This is a genomic window from Flavobacterium sp. 103 (assembly GCF_003096795.1).
In the GTDB taxonomy this organism is placed as follows: domain Bacteria; phylum Bacteroidota; class Bacteroidia; order Flavobacteriales; family Flavobacteriaceae; genus Flavobacterium.
The window spans coordinates 591063-610690 of the sequence record NZ_QENX01000001.1 but is presented as its reverse complement, the minus strand read 5'-3'; the positions used below and the strand labels follow the sequence as shown (position 1 = coordinate 610690).

The window sequence follows — 19628 nt, the reverse complement described above, 5'->3', positions numbered from 1 at the left end:
TGTTCTTTTTATTACATCCGCAAACAGCTATTATTATGAAAAATTTAATTTACATATTGATTGTTCTTTTGACAATTATAGGATGTAGTGCTTCTAAATCTAATGTTGCAAGTACAGAAAAAACAAAAACTGCAGGTAATGACACTATAAAAATTGAAAATAAGGAACTCGAATACGAAGTGATTATCATTGAACCGGGTTTTGATTTTTGGTTAGAATCAACGGCCTATCCAAGAGGATATTATTCACAATCCTATTTAGAAAACAAAAATAATTATTATGTAATGGAATGGAATAACCGTGTCCACCAACCACAAATCTATTCTCCTAATTTATATGAAATGACTATCGATTACAATCCAACTATTAATTATGGTTATGAAGTAAACTATCTTATCTACAATTATATGATTTATTTCCAAAACAAATACAATCAACGATTGTATGGGCGAGTACCAGCAAGATAGGAAATACAATCTGCTAAAAAGTATTTGCAATTAAAATTAATTTAAATCTTTAAAAGAGACATTTGCAAGTTTGTAAATGTCTCTTTTGTGTAAATTACTTATTAACAAGTATTTATTTTTGGTATATTTATACTTGATTTTTCTTCTGTTAAATTCAGAAAAAAAATATTTGACATCAGATGTCTTTAAATACCATCCCAAATCCTATTAAAAACTTCTTTTTAAAATTTTTAGAGCAACATAATAATCTTATGTATTGCTTCTTAAATTGCGGCATGATAATTGATTAAAGAGATTGAAAAATGCTTTTTTATTTATTTAAAGCTATTTGTCCAGATGTTTTTTTTTGAAAAAAAAACATATATTCTTTCTTCCTATGAAAAAAATAGAAGTTAAAAAAACGAAACCAAAAATAATCTTGCTTGTTGTAGGCATGAATGTGTTTTCAATACTATTGGTTTTAACCATACTATTGTATATAACTAATATCAAGAAAAGTATTTTAGATAATTACAATAACCAATTTCAAGATGAAATTACTAGAATTACGCAACTTGGTTTCAACCAAATTGTTGCTTCAATGGAGAGAAATGATTTGGTAGATTATCTTAAAACTAAAGATTCGAGTTTGTATAACGAAATGTATGCTGACCCAAGTTTCTTTAAATCTGATTATATAGGGGTTTATGGTTTGGACAATAAAATTATTAATCATACTAATTCAACTAAAATAAAAGAAGTTGATTTTGTTCCAAAAGAAGCTTTACTAGCTTTGAATAAATTAGGTAAATCCCGCTTTTATTTAAAAACATCCGATGGGATAATTCAGGTATTTGGCATTACCATTGCAAAATCAAATGGAACTATAAATCAGAAACCTGTAGGTTATTTTATAGTAGCCAGAAAAATTGATTCGTCTTTTAAACAAAGTGTAGAAAAAATAACCAATTCAACGATAACAGTATTCAATAATCAAAAAAGCAAAGTCACAAAGAATTACATTCTTCAATATAAAGTGGATTTGAAAGATTACAAAAATCAATTTGTTGCACGTGTTTATTTTGAAAGACCTTTTGAAAAATTTATTGCTACCATTTTAAAAAGTCTTTATTTTATTTTATTTGTTTCTTTATTATTGTTATTGTTTAGCTTTATTTATACCGAAAAATGGATTTCTGTCCCTTTAAACGCTATCACCAAAGCATTAGAAACTGGGAATAAGGAATCCATCGAAATTTTAAAAAACACGGAAGGGGATTTTAAAAACATCGGAACTCTTTTTGAAGAAAATGCCAAGCAAAAAAGTAAATTGGTAAAAGCAAAATTAAAAGCCGAAGAAAGTGATAAACTAAAATCTTCCTTTTTGTCCAATTTGTCACATGAGATAAGAACTCCCATGAATGCCATAGTCGGTTTTACGGAATTACTGATGAATACCGATTTAGAAGAGGAAGAGAAACAGGAATATTTATCGGTTATTGACAAAAGCGGAAAAAATTTGATTGCTATTATTGATGATCTTATTGAAATGTCAAAAATAGAATCCGATCAAACAAAGCCTAATTATGCCGCTGTCAATATGGAATCTTGCATCAAAGATTTGTATGACAGTATTAAAATCACAAATAAAAGAGCTAAAAAAATTGATTTCAAACTAATTGAAAGCAAAAAACCGGCACCATTTCCAGTAAAAACGGATGAGGTTAAACTGAAACAAATTATTACAAATTTGGTTACTAATGCGTTAAAGTTTACAGAGCAGGGTTCTGTTGAATTAGGTTATGAGATTGACGAACCAAATAATAAAATTGTATTCAAGATAAAAGACACTGGTTTTGGGATTGATGAAAATAATCAACAATACATCTTTGATCGCTTTAGAAGAGTGGGAGGAGACCATACAGTTAAAATTGGCGGACTTGGTTTGGGACTTGCGATTTCAAAAGCCTATGCCGAAATGCTGGGAGGAACCATTACATTAGAATCGAAACTGGGAAAAGGTTCCGAATTTTATTTTACCATTCCTTTGGAATATGTGAAATCACAAAGAATATCGGTTCAGCCTGTTAATGAACTTACTATTTTTAAAGGTGAAGAGAAAGGAACTATATTAATTGCAGAGGATGATAATATTAATTTCTTGCTGTTTCAGAAAATAATGAAAGGAAAAAATTTCAGGATAATTCGTGCCGAAAATGGCCAAGAAGCCGTTGATATTTGCTTTAATAACCCAAACATAGATTTGGTGTTAATGGATATCAAAATGCCTATTATGGATGGATTCGAAGCTCTTGAAAAAATTATGCCAATAAGACCCAATCTTCCCATAATTGCACAAACCGCATTTGCATCCAATGAAGATAAGGATCGAATTTTCAGGGCTGGATTTACGGATTACATAACAAAACCCATTAACAGAGAACGATTGTTTGAAACAATAGAAGTAATTCTAAAAAAGAAAGTTTCTTAACAATTGATCGTGATATATATTAGTTAAAATATAGAAACAAAAAAGGAAATAAGAATAAATTCAACAATTAAAACCTGTTATATTTGCAAAAAAGGAATTAACTAAAAATGAAAGGATTGAAACAACGTTGGGGACTTACATCCAATTGGCAATTAGCCGTCATATTTGTTGTTTTCGCCATTACAGGGTCAGCTTCAGCTTATTTATCCAAACCCTTTTGTGTGTGGTTGGGAATCGGGAAGGAAGAATTAGGCCACTGGTACACCCCGATTCGTCTACTGCTAATTTTTCCTATTTATCAAGTTTTATTGGTAGCAATAGGTTTTCTTTTTGGTCAATTTAAATTCTTTTGGGCTTTTGAAAAAAAAATGCTCAAGGGCATGGGTTTTGGGTTTATGTTTAAAGAGTAGATTTTTTTTATAATAATCTGAATCTAAAATTTAAAACCATCTGTCAATATCATTCTTGATAACTTTGCGTTATTCCTCTTTTTAATTTTATCGAATTACACTACATTAGCAGACTCGAGGTTTTTGCGAAAAGTAAAGGACCGAACAGAATACAGTTAAATTCGATAAAATTCCAAAATGTCAGATCAAAATCAATATACCGAAGATAATATCCGTTCTCTCGATTGGAAAGAACATATCCGTATGCGTCCCGGGATGTACATTGGGAAACTAGGTGACGGGTCTTCACCAGATGATGGTATTTATATTTTATTAAAAGAGGTTCTCGACAACTGTATCGATGAATTTGTGATGGGTGCTGGTAAAACCATTGAAGTAACCATTAAAGATAAAACGGTTAGCGTTCGTGATTATGGCCGTGGAATTCCATTGGGGAAGGTAATTGATGTTGTTTCCAAAATGAATACCGGAGGTAAATACGATTCCTTGGCCTTCAAAAAATCCGTTGGTTTGAATGGAGTCGGGACAAAAGCCGTAAATGCATTGTCCAATTATTTTCGCGTGGAGTCTGTTCGTGAGGACAAACAAAAAGCTGCCGAGTTTTCAGGCGGTAATTTGGTTCTTGAAGAAGATGTTGTTGAAACTACCAAGAGAAAAGGTACTAAAGTAACTTTTACACCTGATGAAACCATCTTCAAAAATTATAAATTCAGATTTGAGTATGTAATCAAAATGCTTAAAAACTATTGTTATTTGAACAATGGGCTGACGATAATTTTTAATGGAGAAAAATATTATTCTGAAAATGGATTAAAAGATTTATTAGAAGAAACCATTCACGCTGATGATTTAGAGTATCCTATCATTCATCTCAAAGGGGATGATATTGAGATGGCTCTGACGCATAGTAAAACCCAATATAGTGAAGAATATCACTCTTTTGTAAATGGACAAAACACGACACAGGGAGGAACGCATCTCGCAGCTTATCGTGAAGCAATTGTAAAAACAATTCGAGAATTTTATAATAAAAGTTTTGAAGCTTCGGATGTACGTAAATCGGTGGTGAGTGCCATTAGCATCAAAGTGATGGAACCTGTTTTTGAGTCACAGACCAAAACCAAATTAGGTTCTACAGATATAGGTTCCGAACCGGGAATGCCTTCCGTTCGTACGTTCGTAAATGATTTTGTGAAAACAAAACTGGATAATTATTTACATAAGAATCCAGCAACTGCAGATGCCTTATTGCGAAAAATTCTTCAGGCCGAACGCGAGCGTAAAGAATTATCAGGAATTCGAAAATTAGCCACAGATCGAGCCAAAAAGGCCAATCTTCACAATAAAAAATTAAGGGATTGTCGAGCCCACCTTCCAGATACAAAAAACCCTAAGAGCTTAGAAAGTACTTTGTTTATTACCGAGGGAGATTCGGCTTCCGGGTCGATTACCAAATCTCGTGATGTGAATACTCAGGCGGTGTTTAGTTTGCGTGGTAAGCCTTTGAATTCGTACGGAATGAGTAAAAAGATTGTGTATGAAAACGAAGAATTCAATTTATTGCAGGCCGCTTTGGATATCGAAGATGGATTGGAAAAATTGCGTTACAACAACATTGTAATTGCAACCGATGCCGATGTCGATGGAATGCACATTCGCTTACTTTTGATTACTTTCTTTCTGCAGTTTTTCCCGGAATTAATAAAAGAGGGGCATTTGTATATTTTGCAAACACCACTTTTTAGAGTTCGAAACAAAAAAGAAACCATTTATTGCTATTCGGAAGAAGAACGGAAAGATGCTATAGAAAAATTAAAACCAAAACCGGAAATCACTCGATTTAAGGGATTGGGAGAGATTTCACCAGATGAGTTCAAGAATTTCATTGGAGAAACCATTCGTTTGGATCCGATTATGATGGATAAAAATACTTCTATCGAACAATTATTGTCGTTTTATATGGGTAAAAACACTCCTGATAGACAGGATTTTATCATCAAGAATCTGAAGGTTGAGATCGATGTTTTGGAAGAAGTGAAATAAAATAGATTTGCTAGTGTCAGACAATCTTCAAAATAAAGCTTTATTCTTTCAAGTAACCGAACTATTGCAAAATGCTCGGCAACAGGTTTTGCGTACTGTAAATTCAACAATGGTTTGCGCCTATTTTGAAATAGGAAGAATGATTGTAGAAGAAGAGCAAAACGGAAAAGACAGAGCCGAATATGGAAAGCAACTATTAAAAGGACTTTCTGAACAATTGACTAATGAGTTTGGGAAAGGGTTTTCATTGAGGAATTTGGAGCAATTCAGAAAATTTTATTTATCTTATTCAAAATCCGAGACAGTGTTGGGGATTTTCAGTATTCAAAAAACGCAGACACTGTCTGCGGAATTGAATTCAATAAATTCTCAAGTACTACTTTCATTTTTCAAGCTGACATGGTCTCATTACACTTTTTTAATTCGAATTGACGACGAGAAAGAGAGACGTTTTTACGAAATAGAATCTGAAAAATACAATTGGAGTGTTCGAGAATTAAAACGGCAATATGATTCGGCACTTTATACACGATTGGCTTTAAGCCGAGATAAAGAAGGGATTTTGAAACTTTCTGAAAAGGGTCAGATTATAGAGAAACCAAAAGATCTTATCAAAGATCCATATATTTTGGAATTTCTAGGATTGCCAGAATTACATCAGTATTCTGAATCGGAGCTGGAAGAAGAGATTATCAACAAACTTGAGCATTTTTTATTGGAATTGGGTCAAGGTTTTACTTTTGTAGCCAGACAAAACAGAATTACTTTTGATGATAAACATTTCCGAATCGATTTGGTTTTTTATAATCGAGTTTTAAAATGTTTTGTTTTAATTGATTTAAAAATAGGCGAATTAAAACACCAAGATTTGGGACAAATGCAAATGTATGTCAATTATTATGACAGAGAAATGCGTTTGGAAGATGAAAATAAAACGATAGGAATTGTGCTTTGCCAAAACAAAAGTGATTTGGTTGTAGAATACACTTTACCTGAAAATAACGAGCAAATATTTGCCAGTAAATACAAAACAATTCTGCCTAGCAGAGAAGATTTAATACAATTAATTTCGGAATCAAAATAAATGAAAGACGAAGAAGACGATAACATAATTCCAGATAGCGAAGAAAATAATTCGGAAAATCATTCTATTGATGACAATCAAGATGATAATGATTCGGATGATATTATTGAAGTAGAAGCCAAACATTTTGAGGGGCAGCATTTTTACGAAAACACAGAGGATGAAAATGATACCATCACCAAAGTTACAGGAATGTACAAAGATTGGTTTTTGGATTATGCTTCCTATGTAATTTTAGAGCGTGCCGTTCCAGCGATTGAGGATGGTTTCAAACCGGTACAACGAAGAATCATGCACTCTTTGAAAGAGTTGGATGATGGTCGTTACAATAAAGTTGCCAATGTCGTAGGTCACACGATGCAATATCACCCGCATGGTGATCAGAGTATTGGTGATGCGATGGTGCAAATTGGGCAGAAAGAATTATTGATTGATTGCCAAGGAAACTGGGGGAATATTCTAACTGGTGATGGAGCTGCGGCTTCTCGTTATATTGAAGCGCGTTTATCAAAATTCGCTTTGGAAGTTTTGTATTCTCCAAAAATTACCGATTGGGGCGTTTCCTATGATGGACGTCGCGCCGAACCAAATAACTTACCGGTAAAATTCCCATTGTTATTGGCTTCTGGAGCAGAGGGAATTGCTGTAGGTCTTTCGACCAAAGTATTGCCCCATAACTTCAATGAGCTAATAGATGCTTCGATTAAAATTTTAAAAGGAAAACCATTTACGTTATATCCCGATTTCTTGACACAAGGTATCGCGGATGTGTCCAATTATAATGACGGAATGCGTGGTGGACGTGTTCGGGTTCGTGCCAAAATTGGTCAACTCGACAAAAACACCTTGGTAATTACCCAAATTCCATTTTCGACCAATACGACTACTTTGATTGACAGTATTTTGAAAGCCAATGATAAAGGTAAAATCAAAATCAAGAAAATTGAGGATAATACAGCGGCTGAGGTAGAGATTTTAATTCATCTTTTTCCTGGAGTTTCTCCAGATAAAACTATCGACGCTTTGTTTGCATTTACTGCTTGCGAAACTTCGGTAGCGCCATTGGGCTGTGTGATTGAGGATAACAAACCGTTGTTTATTGGGGTTTCGGATATGTTGAAAATTTCGACTAATCGAACCGTTGATCTCTTGAGGAAGGAGTTGGAAATTCAATTGAGCGAGCTCGAAGAGCAATGGCATTTCTTGTCTTTGGAACGTATTTTTATCGAAAATAAAATCTATCGTGATATTGAGGATAAAACAACTCGCGAAGATGTTATACAAGCGGTTGATGATGGTTTAAAACCTTTTATTCAACATCTGAAACGTGCGGTTACTGAAGAAGATATTTTGAGATTATTGGATATCCGAATCATGCGTATCTCAAAATTCGACAGCAACAAAGCGCAAGATAAAATTGAGGCTCTTGAAGGAAATATAGAGCAGGTAAAATACGATTTGGAACACATCATCGATTTTGCGATTGCTTATTTTACAAGATTAAAAGAGAAATACGGAAAAGGCAGAGAGCGCCAAACCGAATTGCGTATTTTTGATGATATTGAAGCGACAAAAGTGGTTTTAAGAAATACTAAATTGTACGTAAATAGAGAGGAAGGTTTCGTTGGAACCAGTTTGAAAAAAGACGAATATGTAACTGATTGTTCGGATATTGATGATGTAATTGTGTTTTTGCGAAATGGAAAAATGATGATAACCAAAGTCGATGCCAAAACATTCGTTGGTAAAGATATCATCCACGTTGCTATTTTTGACAAAAGTGACAAACGTACCATTTACAATATGATTTACCGTGACGGAAAATCAGGACCATCGTATATCAAACGATTCAATGTTTCGGGAGTTACCCGTGATAAACCGTATGATTTGACCAATGAAACTGCTGGTTCGCAAACTTTGTATTTCTCTTGTAATCCGAATGGAGAAGCTGAGGTGATTACAATTTTATTGCGTCAGGTAGGAAGTATCAAGAAACTGAAATTCGATATCGACTTTGCTTCTTTGGCAATCAAAGGGCGTGCTTCCAAAGGGAATTTGGTAACCAAATATCCTATCAAAAAAATTGAATTGAAGGAGAAAGGAATTTCAACTCTATTGCCAAGGAAAATTTGGTTTGATGATACCGTTCAGCGATTAAACGTTGATGCCAGAGGAGAACTGTTAGGCGAATTTAGACCAAGTGACAAAATTCTAGTTATTTCACAGGCAGGAAAAATTAAAGTTATTACTCCTGAACTGAGTACTCATTTTGATGAAGATATGATTGTTCTGGAAAAATGGGTTCCCAAAAAACCAATTTCGGCAATTTATTATGATGGTGAAAAAGAGCGTTATTACATCAAACGTTTCTTGGTGGAAACCGAAAATAAAGAGGAATCTTTCATCACGGAGCATGCCAATTCTAGATTGGAAATCGTAGCAACAGATTATCGTCCTGTAGCCGAATTAGTTTTCACGAAGGTAAAAGGAGTTCAAAAAGAGAATATGACTGTGGATATTGAGTCTTTTATTGCTGTAAAAGGATTTAAAGCACTCGGTAATCAATTGACAACAGATAAATTGAAGCAAGTAAACTTATTGGAGCCTTTACCGTATGAAGCTCCAGAAGAAATTATTCCCGAGGAAATTGAAGTTCAAGGAGAAATTAATTCCGATGAAACTGATGTTCAGTTGGATGATGACGGACAGGTTGTCTTGTTCTAGAAAAAAAAAGCTCCTTTTGGAGCTTTTTTTATTTAAACAAATCTTTTAAAGTGAATTCTGTTTTTCCTTTTAGATCCTTTAATTTTTTTACGATTTTTAAAAAAGCAATTGCAGTGATATAAGCATCACCCATAGCGGTGTGGCGGTCTTTTTTGGAGATGTCAAATTTATCGGCAAGATCATCTAAGGCATAGTGTTCTTTGCGTTCCAGTAAATTAGACATAATGAGTGTTTTTTTATAAAGATAAGCAGTGTCCAATGTTTTATTCGTTAAAAGTGGAAGACCATTTCGTTCCAATGCCTTATTGATCATTGTAATATCAAAGATTGTATGGTGTGCAATGATAATGTCATCTCCCAAAAAATCCAAAAACTTTTGCAACGCTTCTAATTCGGAAGGTTTGTCCATAACCCAATCTTTTAAAATTCCATGAATTTGTGCACTGCTTTTATCGTAATGATCTTGGTGGATGTAAATTTCAAAACTATCTGGAATTGCAATTACATTGTTCTGTAGGACAACAGCACCTATGCAAAGTATTCGGTCATTGTCATAATCAAAACCTGTTGTTTCAGTATCCAAAACTACAAAGCGAGTGCTTTCAACGGTATTTGAAAGTGTTTCGTCAATTGATTTTTTGGGAATTTTCAAAAAATCAAATATGCTTGCTTTGCTTCTTTTTAAAAAGTCCCTCATTACAATATATTTGATGGATTAAAGCGTATGGAAATAACTTCTTGTATCTCTTTAATAGTTTTAAAAGTACTTTTAAGCTTTATTTTTTCAAGTTTTGTAAGATCTCCGAGGGCAATATATTGACCAGAATCATTATGCAAAAGACCTTGTTTGGTTCTGAATTTTAAAAGAGCTCTATAGGAATAAGAGCAGGCCAAGTACAATTCTCTATTCTGAGGTTCCAATTCTGCTAATTTCTCAAAACGTTCGGGAGTATTGCTAATTGATTTTACGGCATGTGAGAGTATCAAAACTCTTGCTGCATCACTCAAAGGCATCAAAGCTCTTCTTTTTATATCAAAAGAATCTTTGTTTGCTCCGTCTTGTTCCAATAAAAATTCTCTAAAAAATCCTGTTGGAGAAGGGCTTTGCAAAGCGCCACTAACTAAATGAAGGTAAAATACAGGGTTAGCCTTTATATCCTCTAAAATATAATCGGATAAGTTGTTTACGATTTCGCTGTCGCCATACGAGAGGCTGTAGTCAAAAAATATAAACGACAATAATACTTCGTCTTTTCCGGTATTTGTGATCCAATGGTGAACCAGTTTTTTCCATTCGCCCAGACTTAAACACCACTTTGGATTGGAGGCCATCATCTCGGCAGGGCAATAATCATATCCAATTTCAAATAATCCTTTGTTGACATGAGTTGCTAATTCTAGGAAATATTTTTTAGTTTTCTCTTTTAATTCTTCTGGTACATCTTCATAGACTAGGGCATTGTCCTGATCGGTCTGCAATAATTGCTCACTTCGTCCTTGGCTTCCCATTGCCAGCCATGCAAATTTTACAGGAGGTGGAGTACTCATTTTTTTTAATGAAATGGCTATAACTTGTTGAATGCAAACATCATTTAATTCGGTAATGATTTTTGATGTCAGTGTTATTGGGATGTTCTGATCCAAATAGCCTTGTAATAAATGCATGATATTGGCGCGTATCGGTTTGATATCTTTGTATTTTTTTGCTCTTTTTACGGCTTTTATTAAAACTGCAGGATTGTTTCCCAAAGAAACCATAACATCGTGCTTCGAAAGGATTCCAACCGCTTTTGTGTTTGGTGTACCATCTTTTGTAAGGCATATATGGCTGATATTGCTTTTCATCATCGCCATTTGTGCCTGGGTTGCTGTCAGTTTTTTGGGATAGGTAACAACAGGGCTTGTCATGATTAAGGAAGCCGATGTAGTGATAGGATATTCTCCAGTTACAATTTTGTTCCTTAAATCCTTGTCGGTGATAATACCAATAGGCAGTTTATCTTCTACCACAAGTACAGCTCCAACATTTTTTTTAGTCATAATTTCGGCTATGGCTTTTGCTGTGGTTATAGCGGAACAAGTAACTATTTTTTTGGAATATTTTACGGGTTGAATATCAAGTAGTTTAGTTTCTGTTTCCAATAGATCTCCCGCCAAAGTTTCGCCATACAACTTTCCTCTATGGCTTTTAGAGTAAGGATTGTTGGTATTAGAGGCAAAACTTTGTATTAAGAAATTACCAACAGCTTCATTTTCTAGTGCGTATGGTCTAAAAATTGAGATGGGAATAGCATAAAGGATAGTTTCCTCATAAGCTCTGGCTTCCATTTTATAATTCTCATTGGCTATAAGAGGTCTCAGCCCAAAAATATCTCCTTCGTCACACATATCTAAAATATCATTTTTTAGACCTTTTCTAAGTGCGACAGCTCCTTTGTGAACCACATAAAATGAGCTATGCGTTTCTTCATTTTCTGCAAAAATGACACTATCTTTTTCTTTGTATATAATGGATATTTGCTCCGAAAGTATTTCAATGTCTTTTTGATTTAAAAAAGTAAAAGGAGGGAAGTTCTTTAAGAAATCAGCAACTCTATGCGAAATAGTATTTTTCATTGGTATTATTTTGAAACTATATTTATGTAAAAAAAAAACAGCTACTTTGAGGTAACTGTGTTTTTAATGGTTGTTTTTTCGAATGATTTTGATGCTAATGTGGAAGAATATAAGGAAACACAAAACGGAGTAATGTAAGTGAATACTATTCTTAAAGTATTTCTAAATGTAAAATCACCTTCCCAGATTACGTCGTAACTGTTAATAGTGTTCAAAATAGTCCCCACTACAACAGCAATAATCAAAGCGTTTTTTATGTTTTTAGAAAGCATATTATTTCTTTTTGGTCATTCTCATATTTAATATTTCTACAAATAACGAGAACGAAATGGCAAAGTACAAATACCCTTTTGGTACTGGAGTCACATGACTGCCAAAAACAAGAGCATTGGCCAAGTGTGCACTTTCAGTCAATAGCATGAATCCTATCAAAATCAAAAAGGATAATCCTAAAATTTGTATTGATGGGTGCTTGTTGACAAAATTTCCAACAGGAACTGCAAACTGCATCATAATCAAAACCGATATCACTACAGCCGTAATCATAATAATCAAAGCACCTTCAACACCGTTTGTCATTCCCACAGCGGTTAAAATACTGTCAAATGAGAAAACCAAGTCGATCATTATAATTTGGAGAATAACACTCTGAAAAGATTTTGCGGCTGCTCGTCCCAATTCTTTTTCTTCATGACCTTTTTCATCAACTTTCTCACGAATTTCATTTGTACTTTTATAAATCAAGAACAATCCTCCCAACAATAAAATGATACTTTGTCCTGTAACCCCAGCATGTAGCCAACTCCAATCAATCGTAAACCAAGGCTTTTTCATTTTGGTTAAAAAATTAATTCCAAATAAAAGAGCTATTCGCATGAACATGGCTAGAAACATTCCTATTTTGGTTGCTTTTTTGCGGTCTTCCGGAGCTAATTTTCCAGTTGCAATAGAGATGAAAATGATGTTGTCTATACCTAATACAATTTCAAGAAAAGTTAGTGTTAATAAGGCAATCCAAGCATCTGGGTTTAAAAATACTTCCATTTTTTATTATGGGTTTAAATTATGGGTTTTTTGCAATCTGCAATCTGAATTCTCTAATTTGAAATCTTAATAACCGTTCCTCTTTGTTTAGAATCGACACCAACCATTCCAAATTCAAAGGTATAGGAATTTTTTGAAGTTGTCAAAATTTTCATGTCAATCGCTTTCTCTTCGGCCTTGTTTTTCGGGTGTTTTTTCTGTAAAACATATTCGCAATCATTTACCCAACGAACAGTTGAAGTATCCGTTTTTCCATCAAAAGTTTCGATTTCAATACTGTCATTACGTTCAAAAACCGTAGTTTTTTTAACGCCGTCAATCTCGTATTCAAATTTAAATTTCCCGGTTTTAAAGTCGGCACAGTTACGTTCAACATTATAGCAGGACATTAGCAGCAGTAAAGGAGAGAGTAGTATTATTTTTTTCATTTCTTCGTATTTATCTTTTTTTATTTGGGCCTAATCCAGCTATCCGTTACAACTCCTCGGTCTATCCCCTTTTTTTCCAATGTCTCAAAAGGAGCTTCCTCTGGTCGCTCTTTTGGGGCAAGAAAAAATAAGATATAGCCCTGCGGGGTTTTCACTTCCATCTGGGGCAAGTATTAGGCATTAACATTGATATTGCTTTTTGTCATTGCAATTGCCATTGAATTTTGTCTTTATTTTAAACGTCTGAATTCTTCTTCCGTAAAATTTTTAATTGTTTTCTCTTGTGCAAATTTATCTGCGTTATAACTATTCGATTTATTTTTTGGAATCGATAAACTATCCCATTCGCTATTTTTAAGTTGTTTGGCATAAAAGACAATTTGTCCAACATGATATGGATAATGTGCCAGTTGCCTGTTGATGGCTTCAATAACCGTATGGCCTTCATTTCGAATATAGATAATCTCAGAAAGTTGTTCAGGCTTCAAGCTGTCCAATGCTCCCAAAAAGCAATCCCAACCTGCATTCCAAAGAGTCAATACTTGATCCTTTGTGTGCAAATCATTTTCAAATTCACCGTCTCTATTTCTAGTTTCTTTTTCACCATCGGTGGTCAGGAAATCCGTCCAACGCGAAAGCATATTCCCCGAAAGGTGTTTTACAATCACGGCAATACTGTTGGTGTCTTCGTTTACAGTAACAAAAAGCTGCTCCGGTTCCAATTGATCTATCGCTTTTTCTCCCAACATTTTATAGTAGAGAAATTGCTTTTTTACGCTTTCAAGATAGGAGATGGTTGCATTCATGATTACTCAATTTTTATATCGTATTTATCCAAAAGCCCCGCGATTCCCTGACTGGAAAATTTTGCTTTTTTCATCGGGTTGAATTCGGGGTCAATTTTATAGTTATAGGCTGTGGTAAAATCGGCACCGGCCAAAACAGTGTCGTTAAAAATAGCATTGTCCAAATTACAGTTTCCAAAAATCGATTGGGTCAAATTCGTTCCAATAAAAGTTACTTCTTTCATCGAACACGAATTGAATTTGGTTTTGGGCATTTTTTTATTTGCAAAAGAACTATAGTCCAAAATGCAATCTTGAAATTGCACATTGAATAAAAAATCCTGACACGATTGAAATTGAATCCCCATTAGTTTGCAGTTCTTGAAGCTTACAGTCTTCAGACTAGAACCGCCCAATTGGGTCATCGATAAATTACATTCTATGAATTCACAATCCATAAAGCTATTATTCGAAAAATCACTATTTGAGAAATCGCAGTTCTTAAAAACGCAATCCTCAAATTCACGATTGTTAATCTTCTTACCAATATAGGTTACTTTTTCAAATGTTTTTTGAATGTGTATTAGGTCTTCCATTAGTCGTTAAATATGCCTTTCATTATTATTTTCAAACCTAAAAACATTAAATACATGGATGCGAGACAAGCAATGATTCCAATAGCCAAAACCAAATAATGCCAATCATTTTTCTGGTTCATAAAGGCATTATAAATGACTGATGGTCCGATAAACATTAGTGGCAATGCGCCTGTTAAATATTTAATTCCTTTTGCTAAGTGTTCTTTGTTTGCCATTTAGACTTGTTTGTTTTGTTAAATCGTTTAATTGTTAAATCGTAAATTATGTAATCTGATATCTTTTATCTGCCATGTGAAAATGCTTATTGAGCATTATAATAATCAACTGCTTTTCTAACGCTTCCGTGAGTTTTTAGCAATTCAGAGCCTTCTTCGTAAGTTACAGGAATTTCTCCCATAATCATTTTTACACCACGATCTACAAGTTTGACATTGCTCAATTGCATATCAACCATTTTGTTTCCCTTCACTTTTCCAAGCTGAATCATTGTGGCTGTGGTAATCATGTTCAGAACCAATTTTTGAGCTGTTCCAGCTTTCATTCTTGAGCTTCCTGTTACAAATTCAGGTCCCACAATAACTTCGATTGGGAATTTTGCGGTTTGTGAAAGCGGACTTCCCGCATTACAGGAAATACTTCCAGTACTTATATTTTTAGCATTACAGGCCTGTAAACCTCCAATCACATAAGGAGTTGTTCCAGAGGCAGCAATACCAACAACCACATCATTTGCGTTTACGTTAAAAGCTTGTAAGTCAATCCAAGCTTGAGTAGCGTTGTCTTCGGCATTTTCAACGGCTTTGCGGATGGCAGTATCTCCACCTGCAATAATTCCAACAACCAAATCAAAAGGGACTCCAAAAGTTGGAGGACATTCTGAGGCATCCAAGATTCCCAAACGTCCGGAAGTTCCGGCTCCAATGTAAAATAATCGGCCACCCAATTTCATTTTGGCAACAATTTCGGTTACCAATGTCTCTATTTGCGGCAAGGCTTTTTCTACAGCAAGAGGTACAGTTTTGTCTTCGTTATTGATGTTGGTAAGTAATTCTTGAACCGACATTTTTTCTAAATGTTCGTATTTGGAAGATTGTTCGGTGGTCTTAGTGAAGTTCATTGTTTTGCTTTAAAATTGACAACTTTTATACTTGGTAAAGTTAGGGAATTTTAAAACTTACTATTCTCTGGAAAATGAAAAATAGTAATAAAAATGTTTATTTTGCTTAAGATAACATTTTAGTAAACCAGTAATACTTTATCTGGAATGTTGTATTTTGGTTGGTAATAATTGAAAAAAAAAGGTTCAACTTTAATTAAAAAGTTAAACCCTTATTTTTAAACGCTTTTTAGAAAAGTGTCTTCTTCTCCTTCTTTTGTTTCTTCCTCCTCATTTGATTCAATAAGGGTATTATGTAAGCGTTCTGCCATTTTTTCGATACTATCCGTAATTGAATCGCATACCAATTCCATTCTACGGTGTTTTTCTTCTTTGACGGCCCTTAAAACATTTTCAACAAAAACTTTGTCATATTTCTCTGCAACAGAATCACGTGTGTTGGTCATTCGTATCACAGATTCATTACTGAATATGGTAACTCTAAAATGTTGCTCTTCGTTACTTAAATAATATTTACCACCTAATTCATCACAATTGATGTCGGTTGAGCTAATTTTCAATAACTCCGTTATTATACCAAAAATATGATTTTCAATTTTGGTATATGCTTTAGGTTTTTTTCTAAAAAAATTAAACATGCAAACAAATGTATATTAAGGTCTTTAGACAATTTTCTCTCATCGCTTTTTCTGTGAATTTAGTAATAATTTGGTATCAATCTCATAAAGACAGAAACTTCTCAAGAATATATTTTTTGACAAATTAATGGTAATATTTTTAATAATGCAAATTATTTGAATTATATGCAAGTTAGTTTAGGTGATTGACGCTAAATACTTGATTATTTATAAAATATCTCCATCAGAATTAGATTGGATTAAATCAAAATTTAACCAATAAAAGGGATTAATTTAAATGATTCTTATAAATAAAGAGAATTGGAAAACAATTAAAAATGGTTTTTTTTCGAAGATTGTATTCGTCTATATTAAATACGCCAGCAGAATACCAATTACAATCATTGATACTTTGGCGATATTGAATTTGTGTCCTTCGCTACTTTCAAAAATAATAGTCGATGAAATATGAAATAGGATTCCAATGACTATGGCTGTTATCTCATTGTAATAGTTGTTCAATTGGGGTATAAAGTCAGAAACAATGGTGCCTAATGGTGTCATGATTGCAAAAGTGACCATAAATAAAAAGATGGCTTTTCTATTAAGACTGGAACTGACGAAAAAGGAAGTCAAAATAATTGCAATAGGCAAATGATGAATAGCTATTCCTAGTGCTAAATCACTATGATGACTTACTGGAAATCCTTCTAAAAAAGCGTGAATACAAAGACTGACGAACAGTAACCACGGAATTTGGTACATTTTGGCATGTCCATGTACGTGACCGTGCTCTGCTCCTTTAGAGAAAAACTCCAATATGATTTGGAACAAAATACCCATCATTATAAAAATACCGATGTTATGGTTTTTACTTTCATACACTTCTGGCAGTAGATGCATTACGGTAAGTGAAAGCAAGAACGAACCACTAAACGCCAGCAATAATTTGAGGTTGGTTTTGCTTTTTGGTTTTAGAAATAAAGCTATGAAATAACCAAGAAGTACGGACAGTAATGGTAATAGGTAGTTCATGTTTTTTGTTTAATCGTTTGTTTCGAGGTTTAACCGTTTAATCGTTTTTTGTTTAATCGATTAAACGGTTAAACAATTTCACGATTAATCAATTACTTAAAAATCATAATTAATCTTTCGCTTTCTGTTTTGTGGAATTTTTTTAGTTTATAATCGCCAAAAACATCCAACAAAAAGATACCGGCTTCTTCCATCATTTCTTCAAAATCTTTTAATGTAAGAGCTTTTACTTTTTCGGTAAAATGATAGTTGTGACCTTGGTCTTCAAAATTAATTTCTTTGAAAATATGTCCGTCTTTCAGGTAGCGTTTGATATGGAAATCGATTCCATCAACGTGTTTTACTTCTTCTGGAACCAAATTATTGAGCACATTGGTAACATTCATAAAATCAATCACTGCAAAACCATATTCTGATAAGCTTTCTTTTATGGCTTTTAGAGTAGTAAGGTTGTCCTCATCGTTTTCGAAATAACCAAAACTGGTGAACAGATTGAAAATAGCATCAAATTTATCTTCAAATACTTCCCGCATATCATGAACCTGAAAATGCAAGGTTTCATTGCTGTTTTTTTGAGCTTCCAAAATACTGTTTTCGGATAAATCGGCGCCTATAACATTAAACCCTAATTGATTTAAATAAATGGCATGACGGCCTTTACCGCAAGCTAAGTCAAGCACTTTGGCTTTCTCGGGAAGATTGAGGTAATGCGTTAGATTGTCCATAAACAACTGCGCTTCTCTGTAGTTTCTTTCTTTGTAAAGTATATGATAATATGGACTGTCGAACCAAGAGGCAAACCAATTTTCAGGATTGGAATTGGTAATTTGTGTTTTGTTATTTGTAGAATCGGACATTTATTCTTTTTCAATTAATTTAAGTCCCGCAAATTTAGTGTATTTTTGCCGAATATTAATGATAACAATTCCCCCATTTGGGGGTTAGGGGGCTATGGAGAATTTTAAGATGATTGCCAAAACCTTTTTTGGTTTTGAAGAAATACTGGCAAAAGAATTGACAATGCTGGGCGCACAGGATGTGGAGCAGGGAGTGAGAATGGTGAGTTTTAAGGGAGATAAAGGATTTATGTACAAAGCAAATTTGTCTTTGCGCACGGCTTTGAAGATTTTGAAGCCGATTTATTTTTTTAAAGCGAGAGACGAGCAATCGTTATATAAAGGAATAAGAGGGACGAATTGGTCTAAATACATCAACGCTAATCAGACTTTTGTGATTGACGCAACGGTACATTCGGAGTATTTTAATCACTCTGAGTTTGTATCTCAAAAATGTAAAGATGCGATTGTAGACCAGTTTCGTGAAAGAACGGGACAGCGTCCGAGTATTGATAAAGCTTTTCCTGATTTAAGGATAAATATACATATTGATAAAGATCAGGTTTCGGTAGCTTTGGATACTTCCGGAAATTCATTGCACCAACGTGGGTACAGAACGGCTACCAACATTGCCCCTATAAACGAGGTTTTGGCAGCGGGTATTTTGTTGCTTTCGGGTTGGGACGGACAAACTGATTTCTTGGATCCGATGTGCGGTTCTGGAACATTTTTGGCAGAAGCAGCGATGATTGCTTGTAATATTCCAGCGAATATCAACCGTAAGGAATTTGCTTTTGAAAAATGGAATGATTGGGATAATGATTTGTTTGACAGCATACAAGAAAGTTTGTTGAAACGCGTACGTGAGTTTCATTATACTATAAAAGGATATGATAAAGCACCATCTGCGGTTCAAAAAGCCAAAGACAATGTGAAGAATGCCAATCTAGATGAATATATAAAGATAGAGGAAAAGAATTTCTTCGATACTGAGAAAACGTCTGAAGGGAAATTACATATCGTCTTCAATCCGCCTTATGATGAACGTTTGGATATTCATATGGAAGAATTTTATAAAAATATTGGTGATACTTTGAAAAAGAATTATCCAGGAACAAATGCTTGGTTCATTACAGCAAACCTGGAAGCTTTGAAATATGTAGGATTAAAACCTTCTCGTAAAATCAAACTTTTTAATGCGAGCTTAGAGGCTCGTTTGGTGAAATATGAAATGTATGAAGGAAGTAAGAGAACGAAGTTTCAGACTGTTCCTGACGGTGGCGCTGAATAATTAGTTCTAAATATCTAAAAATTTAATCCCGATAATTGCTATTTAAATCTAGTAATTATCGG

20 protein-coding genes are annotated in these 19628 nt (G+C 34.0%); 7 read left to right on the top strand and 13 right to left on the bottom strand.

The genetic code is table 11. The features are described from left to right. The first annotated feature begins 35 nt into the window (after nt 1–35). The 6 genes from C8C85_RS02470 to C8C85_RS02445 all read left to right on the top strand — a co-directional run bounded on the left by C8C85_RS02470 (nt 36) and on the right by C8C85_RS02445 (nt 9198). On the top strand, nt 36–467 hold the full coding sequence (locus C8C85_RS02470) for a DUF6146 family protein (protein ID WP_116795662.1): 432 nt from the start codon (nt 36–38) through the stop codon (nt 465–467). Between the two features lie 376 nt (nt 468–843). Continuing rightward, nucleotides 844–2937, top strand: coding sequence for an ATP-binding protein (locus C8C85_RS02465; protein WP_116795661.1), 2094 nt, complete (start codon nt 844–846; stop codon nt 2935–2937). Between the two features lie 107 nt (nt 2938–3044). Next, on the top strand, nt 3045–3347 hold the full coding sequence (locus tag C8C85_RS02460; RefSeq protein ID WP_116795660.1) for a DUF6787 family protein: 303 nt from the start codon (nt 3045–3047) through the stop codon (nt 3345–3347). Nucleotides 3348–3524: 177 nt separating this feature from the next. Then, nucleotides 3525–5390, top strand: coding sequence for a DNA topoisomerase IV subunit B (locus C8C85_RS02455; RefSeq protein WP_116795659.1), 1866 nt, complete (start codon nt 3525–3527; stop codon nt 5388–5390). A gap of 13 nt (nt 5391–5403) precedes the next feature. Continuing rightward, nucleotides 5404–6474 (top strand): YhcG family protein, encoded by a 1071-nt coding sequence (locus C8C85_RS02450; RefSeq protein WP_116795658.1) that lies wholly within the window; start codon nt 5404–5406, stop codon nt 6472–6474. Continuing rightward, nucleotides 6475–9198 (top strand): DNA gyrase/topoisomerase IV subunit A, encoded by a 2724-nt coding sequence (locus tag C8C85_RS02445; protein ID WP_116795657.1) that lies wholly within the window; start codon nt 6475–6477, stop codon nt 9196–9198. Between the two features lie 28 nt (nt 9199–9226). Here the strand turns inward: C8C85_RS02445 and C8C85_RS02440 are convergent, their stop codons facing one another. The 13 genes from C8C85_RS02440 to C8C85_RS02385 form a co-directional block, all read right to left on the bottom strand. After that, nucleotides 9227–9895, bottom strand: a complete 669-nt coding sequence (locus tag C8C85_RS02440; protein WP_116795656.1) for a PolC-type DNA polymerase III — start codon at nt 9893–9895, stop codon at nt 9227–9229. Continuing rightward, a complete protein-coding gene (locus C8C85_RS02435; RefSeq protein ID WP_116795655.1) occupies nt 9895–11814 on the bottom strand; it encodes a DUF294 nucleotidyltransferase-like domain-containing protein in 1920 nt (639 codons plus the stop codon). The genes C8C85_RS02440 and C8C85_RS02435 overlap by 1 nt, the downstream gene beginning before the upstream one ends. 41 nt (nt 11815–11855) lie before the next feature. Beyond that, the gene (gene nrtS / locus C8C85_RS02430; protein WP_116795654.1) at nt 11856–12086 is read right to left on the bottom strand and encodes a nitrate/nitrite transporter NrtS; all 231 of its coding nucleotides are present in this window, start codon (nt 12084–12086) and stop codon (nt 11856–11858) included. Nucleotide 12087: 1 nt separating this feature from the next. Then, a complete protein-coding gene (locus tag C8C85_RS02425; protein ID WP_116795653.1) occupies nt 12088–12858 on the bottom strand; it encodes a TerC family protein in 771 nt (256 codons plus the stop codon). A 53-nt stretch (nt 12859–12911) separates the two neighbouring features. Next, complete coding sequence (locus tag C8C85_RS02420; RefSeq protein ID WP_116795652.1) at nt 12912–13286, bottom strand: DNA topoisomerase IV; 375 nt, start codon at nt 13284–13286, stop codon at nt 12912–12914. 20 nt (nt 13287–13306) lie between these two features. Then, on the bottom strand, nt 13307–13447 hold the full coding sequence (locus tag C8C85_RS18395) for a hypothetical protein (RefSeq protein WP_165818084.1): 141 nt from the start codon (nt 13445–13447) through the stop codon (nt 13307–13309). Nucleotides 13448–13516: 69 nt separating this feature from the next. Further along, on the bottom strand, nt 13517–14092 hold the full coding sequence (locus C8C85_RS02415) for a DUF1572 family protein (RefSeq protein ID WP_116795651.1): 576 nt from the start codon (nt 14090–14092) through the stop codon (nt 13517–13519). A 2-nt stretch (nt 14093–14094) separates the two neighbouring features. Next, a complete protein-coding gene (locus tag C8C85_RS02410) occupies nt 14095–14667 on the bottom strand; it encodes a pentapeptide repeat-containing protein (protein WP_116795650.1) in 573 nt (190 codons plus the stop codon). Continuing rightward, the gene (locus C8C85_RS02405) at nt 14667–14885 is read right to left on the bottom strand and encodes a DUF6095 family protein (RefSeq protein WP_116795649.1); all 219 of its coding nucleotides are present in this window, start codon (nt 14883–14885) and stop codon (nt 14667–14669) included. The genes C8C85_RS02410 and C8C85_RS02405 overlap by 1 nt, the downstream gene beginning before the upstream one ends. 86 nt (nt 14886–14971) lie before the next feature. Beyond that, nucleotides 14972–15787 carry an N-acetylmuramic acid 6-phosphate etherase gene (gene murQ, locus C8C85_RS02400; RefSeq protein WP_116795648.1) on the bottom strand — a complete coding sequence of 272 codons (816 nt, stop codon included), beginning with the start codon at nt 15785–15787 and terminating at the stop codon, nt 14972–14974. 218 nt (nt 15788–16005) lie between these two features. After that, nucleotides 16006–16425 carry a hypothetical protein gene (locus tag C8C85_RS02395; protein ID WP_116795647.1) on the bottom strand — a complete coding sequence of 140 codons (420 nt, stop codon included), beginning with the start codon at nt 16423–16425 and terminating at the stop codon, nt 16006–16008. Between the two features lie 345 nt (nt 16426–16770). Continuing rightward, nucleotides 16771–17439 (bottom strand): ZIP family metal transporter, encoded by a 669-nt coding sequence (locus C8C85_RS02390; protein WP_116795646.1) that lies wholly within the window; start codon nt 17437–17439, stop codon nt 16771–16773. 92 nt (nt 17440–17531) lie between these two features. Then, complete coding sequence (locus C8C85_RS02385) at nt 17532–18296, bottom strand: class I SAM-dependent methyltransferase (RefSeq protein ID WP_116795645.1); 765 nt, start codon at nt 18294–18296, stop codon at nt 17532–17534. 94 nt (nt 18297–18390) lie between these two features. On the opposite strand from C8C85_RS02385, the gene C8C85_RS02380 reads away from it, so the two are divergent. Continuing rightward, entirely contained in the window at nt 18391–19566 is a 1176-nt protein-coding gene (locus tag C8C85_RS02380) for a class I SAM-dependent RNA methyltransferase (protein ID WP_116795644.1), read from the top strand. Nucleotides 19567–19628 lie beyond the last annotated feature (62 nt).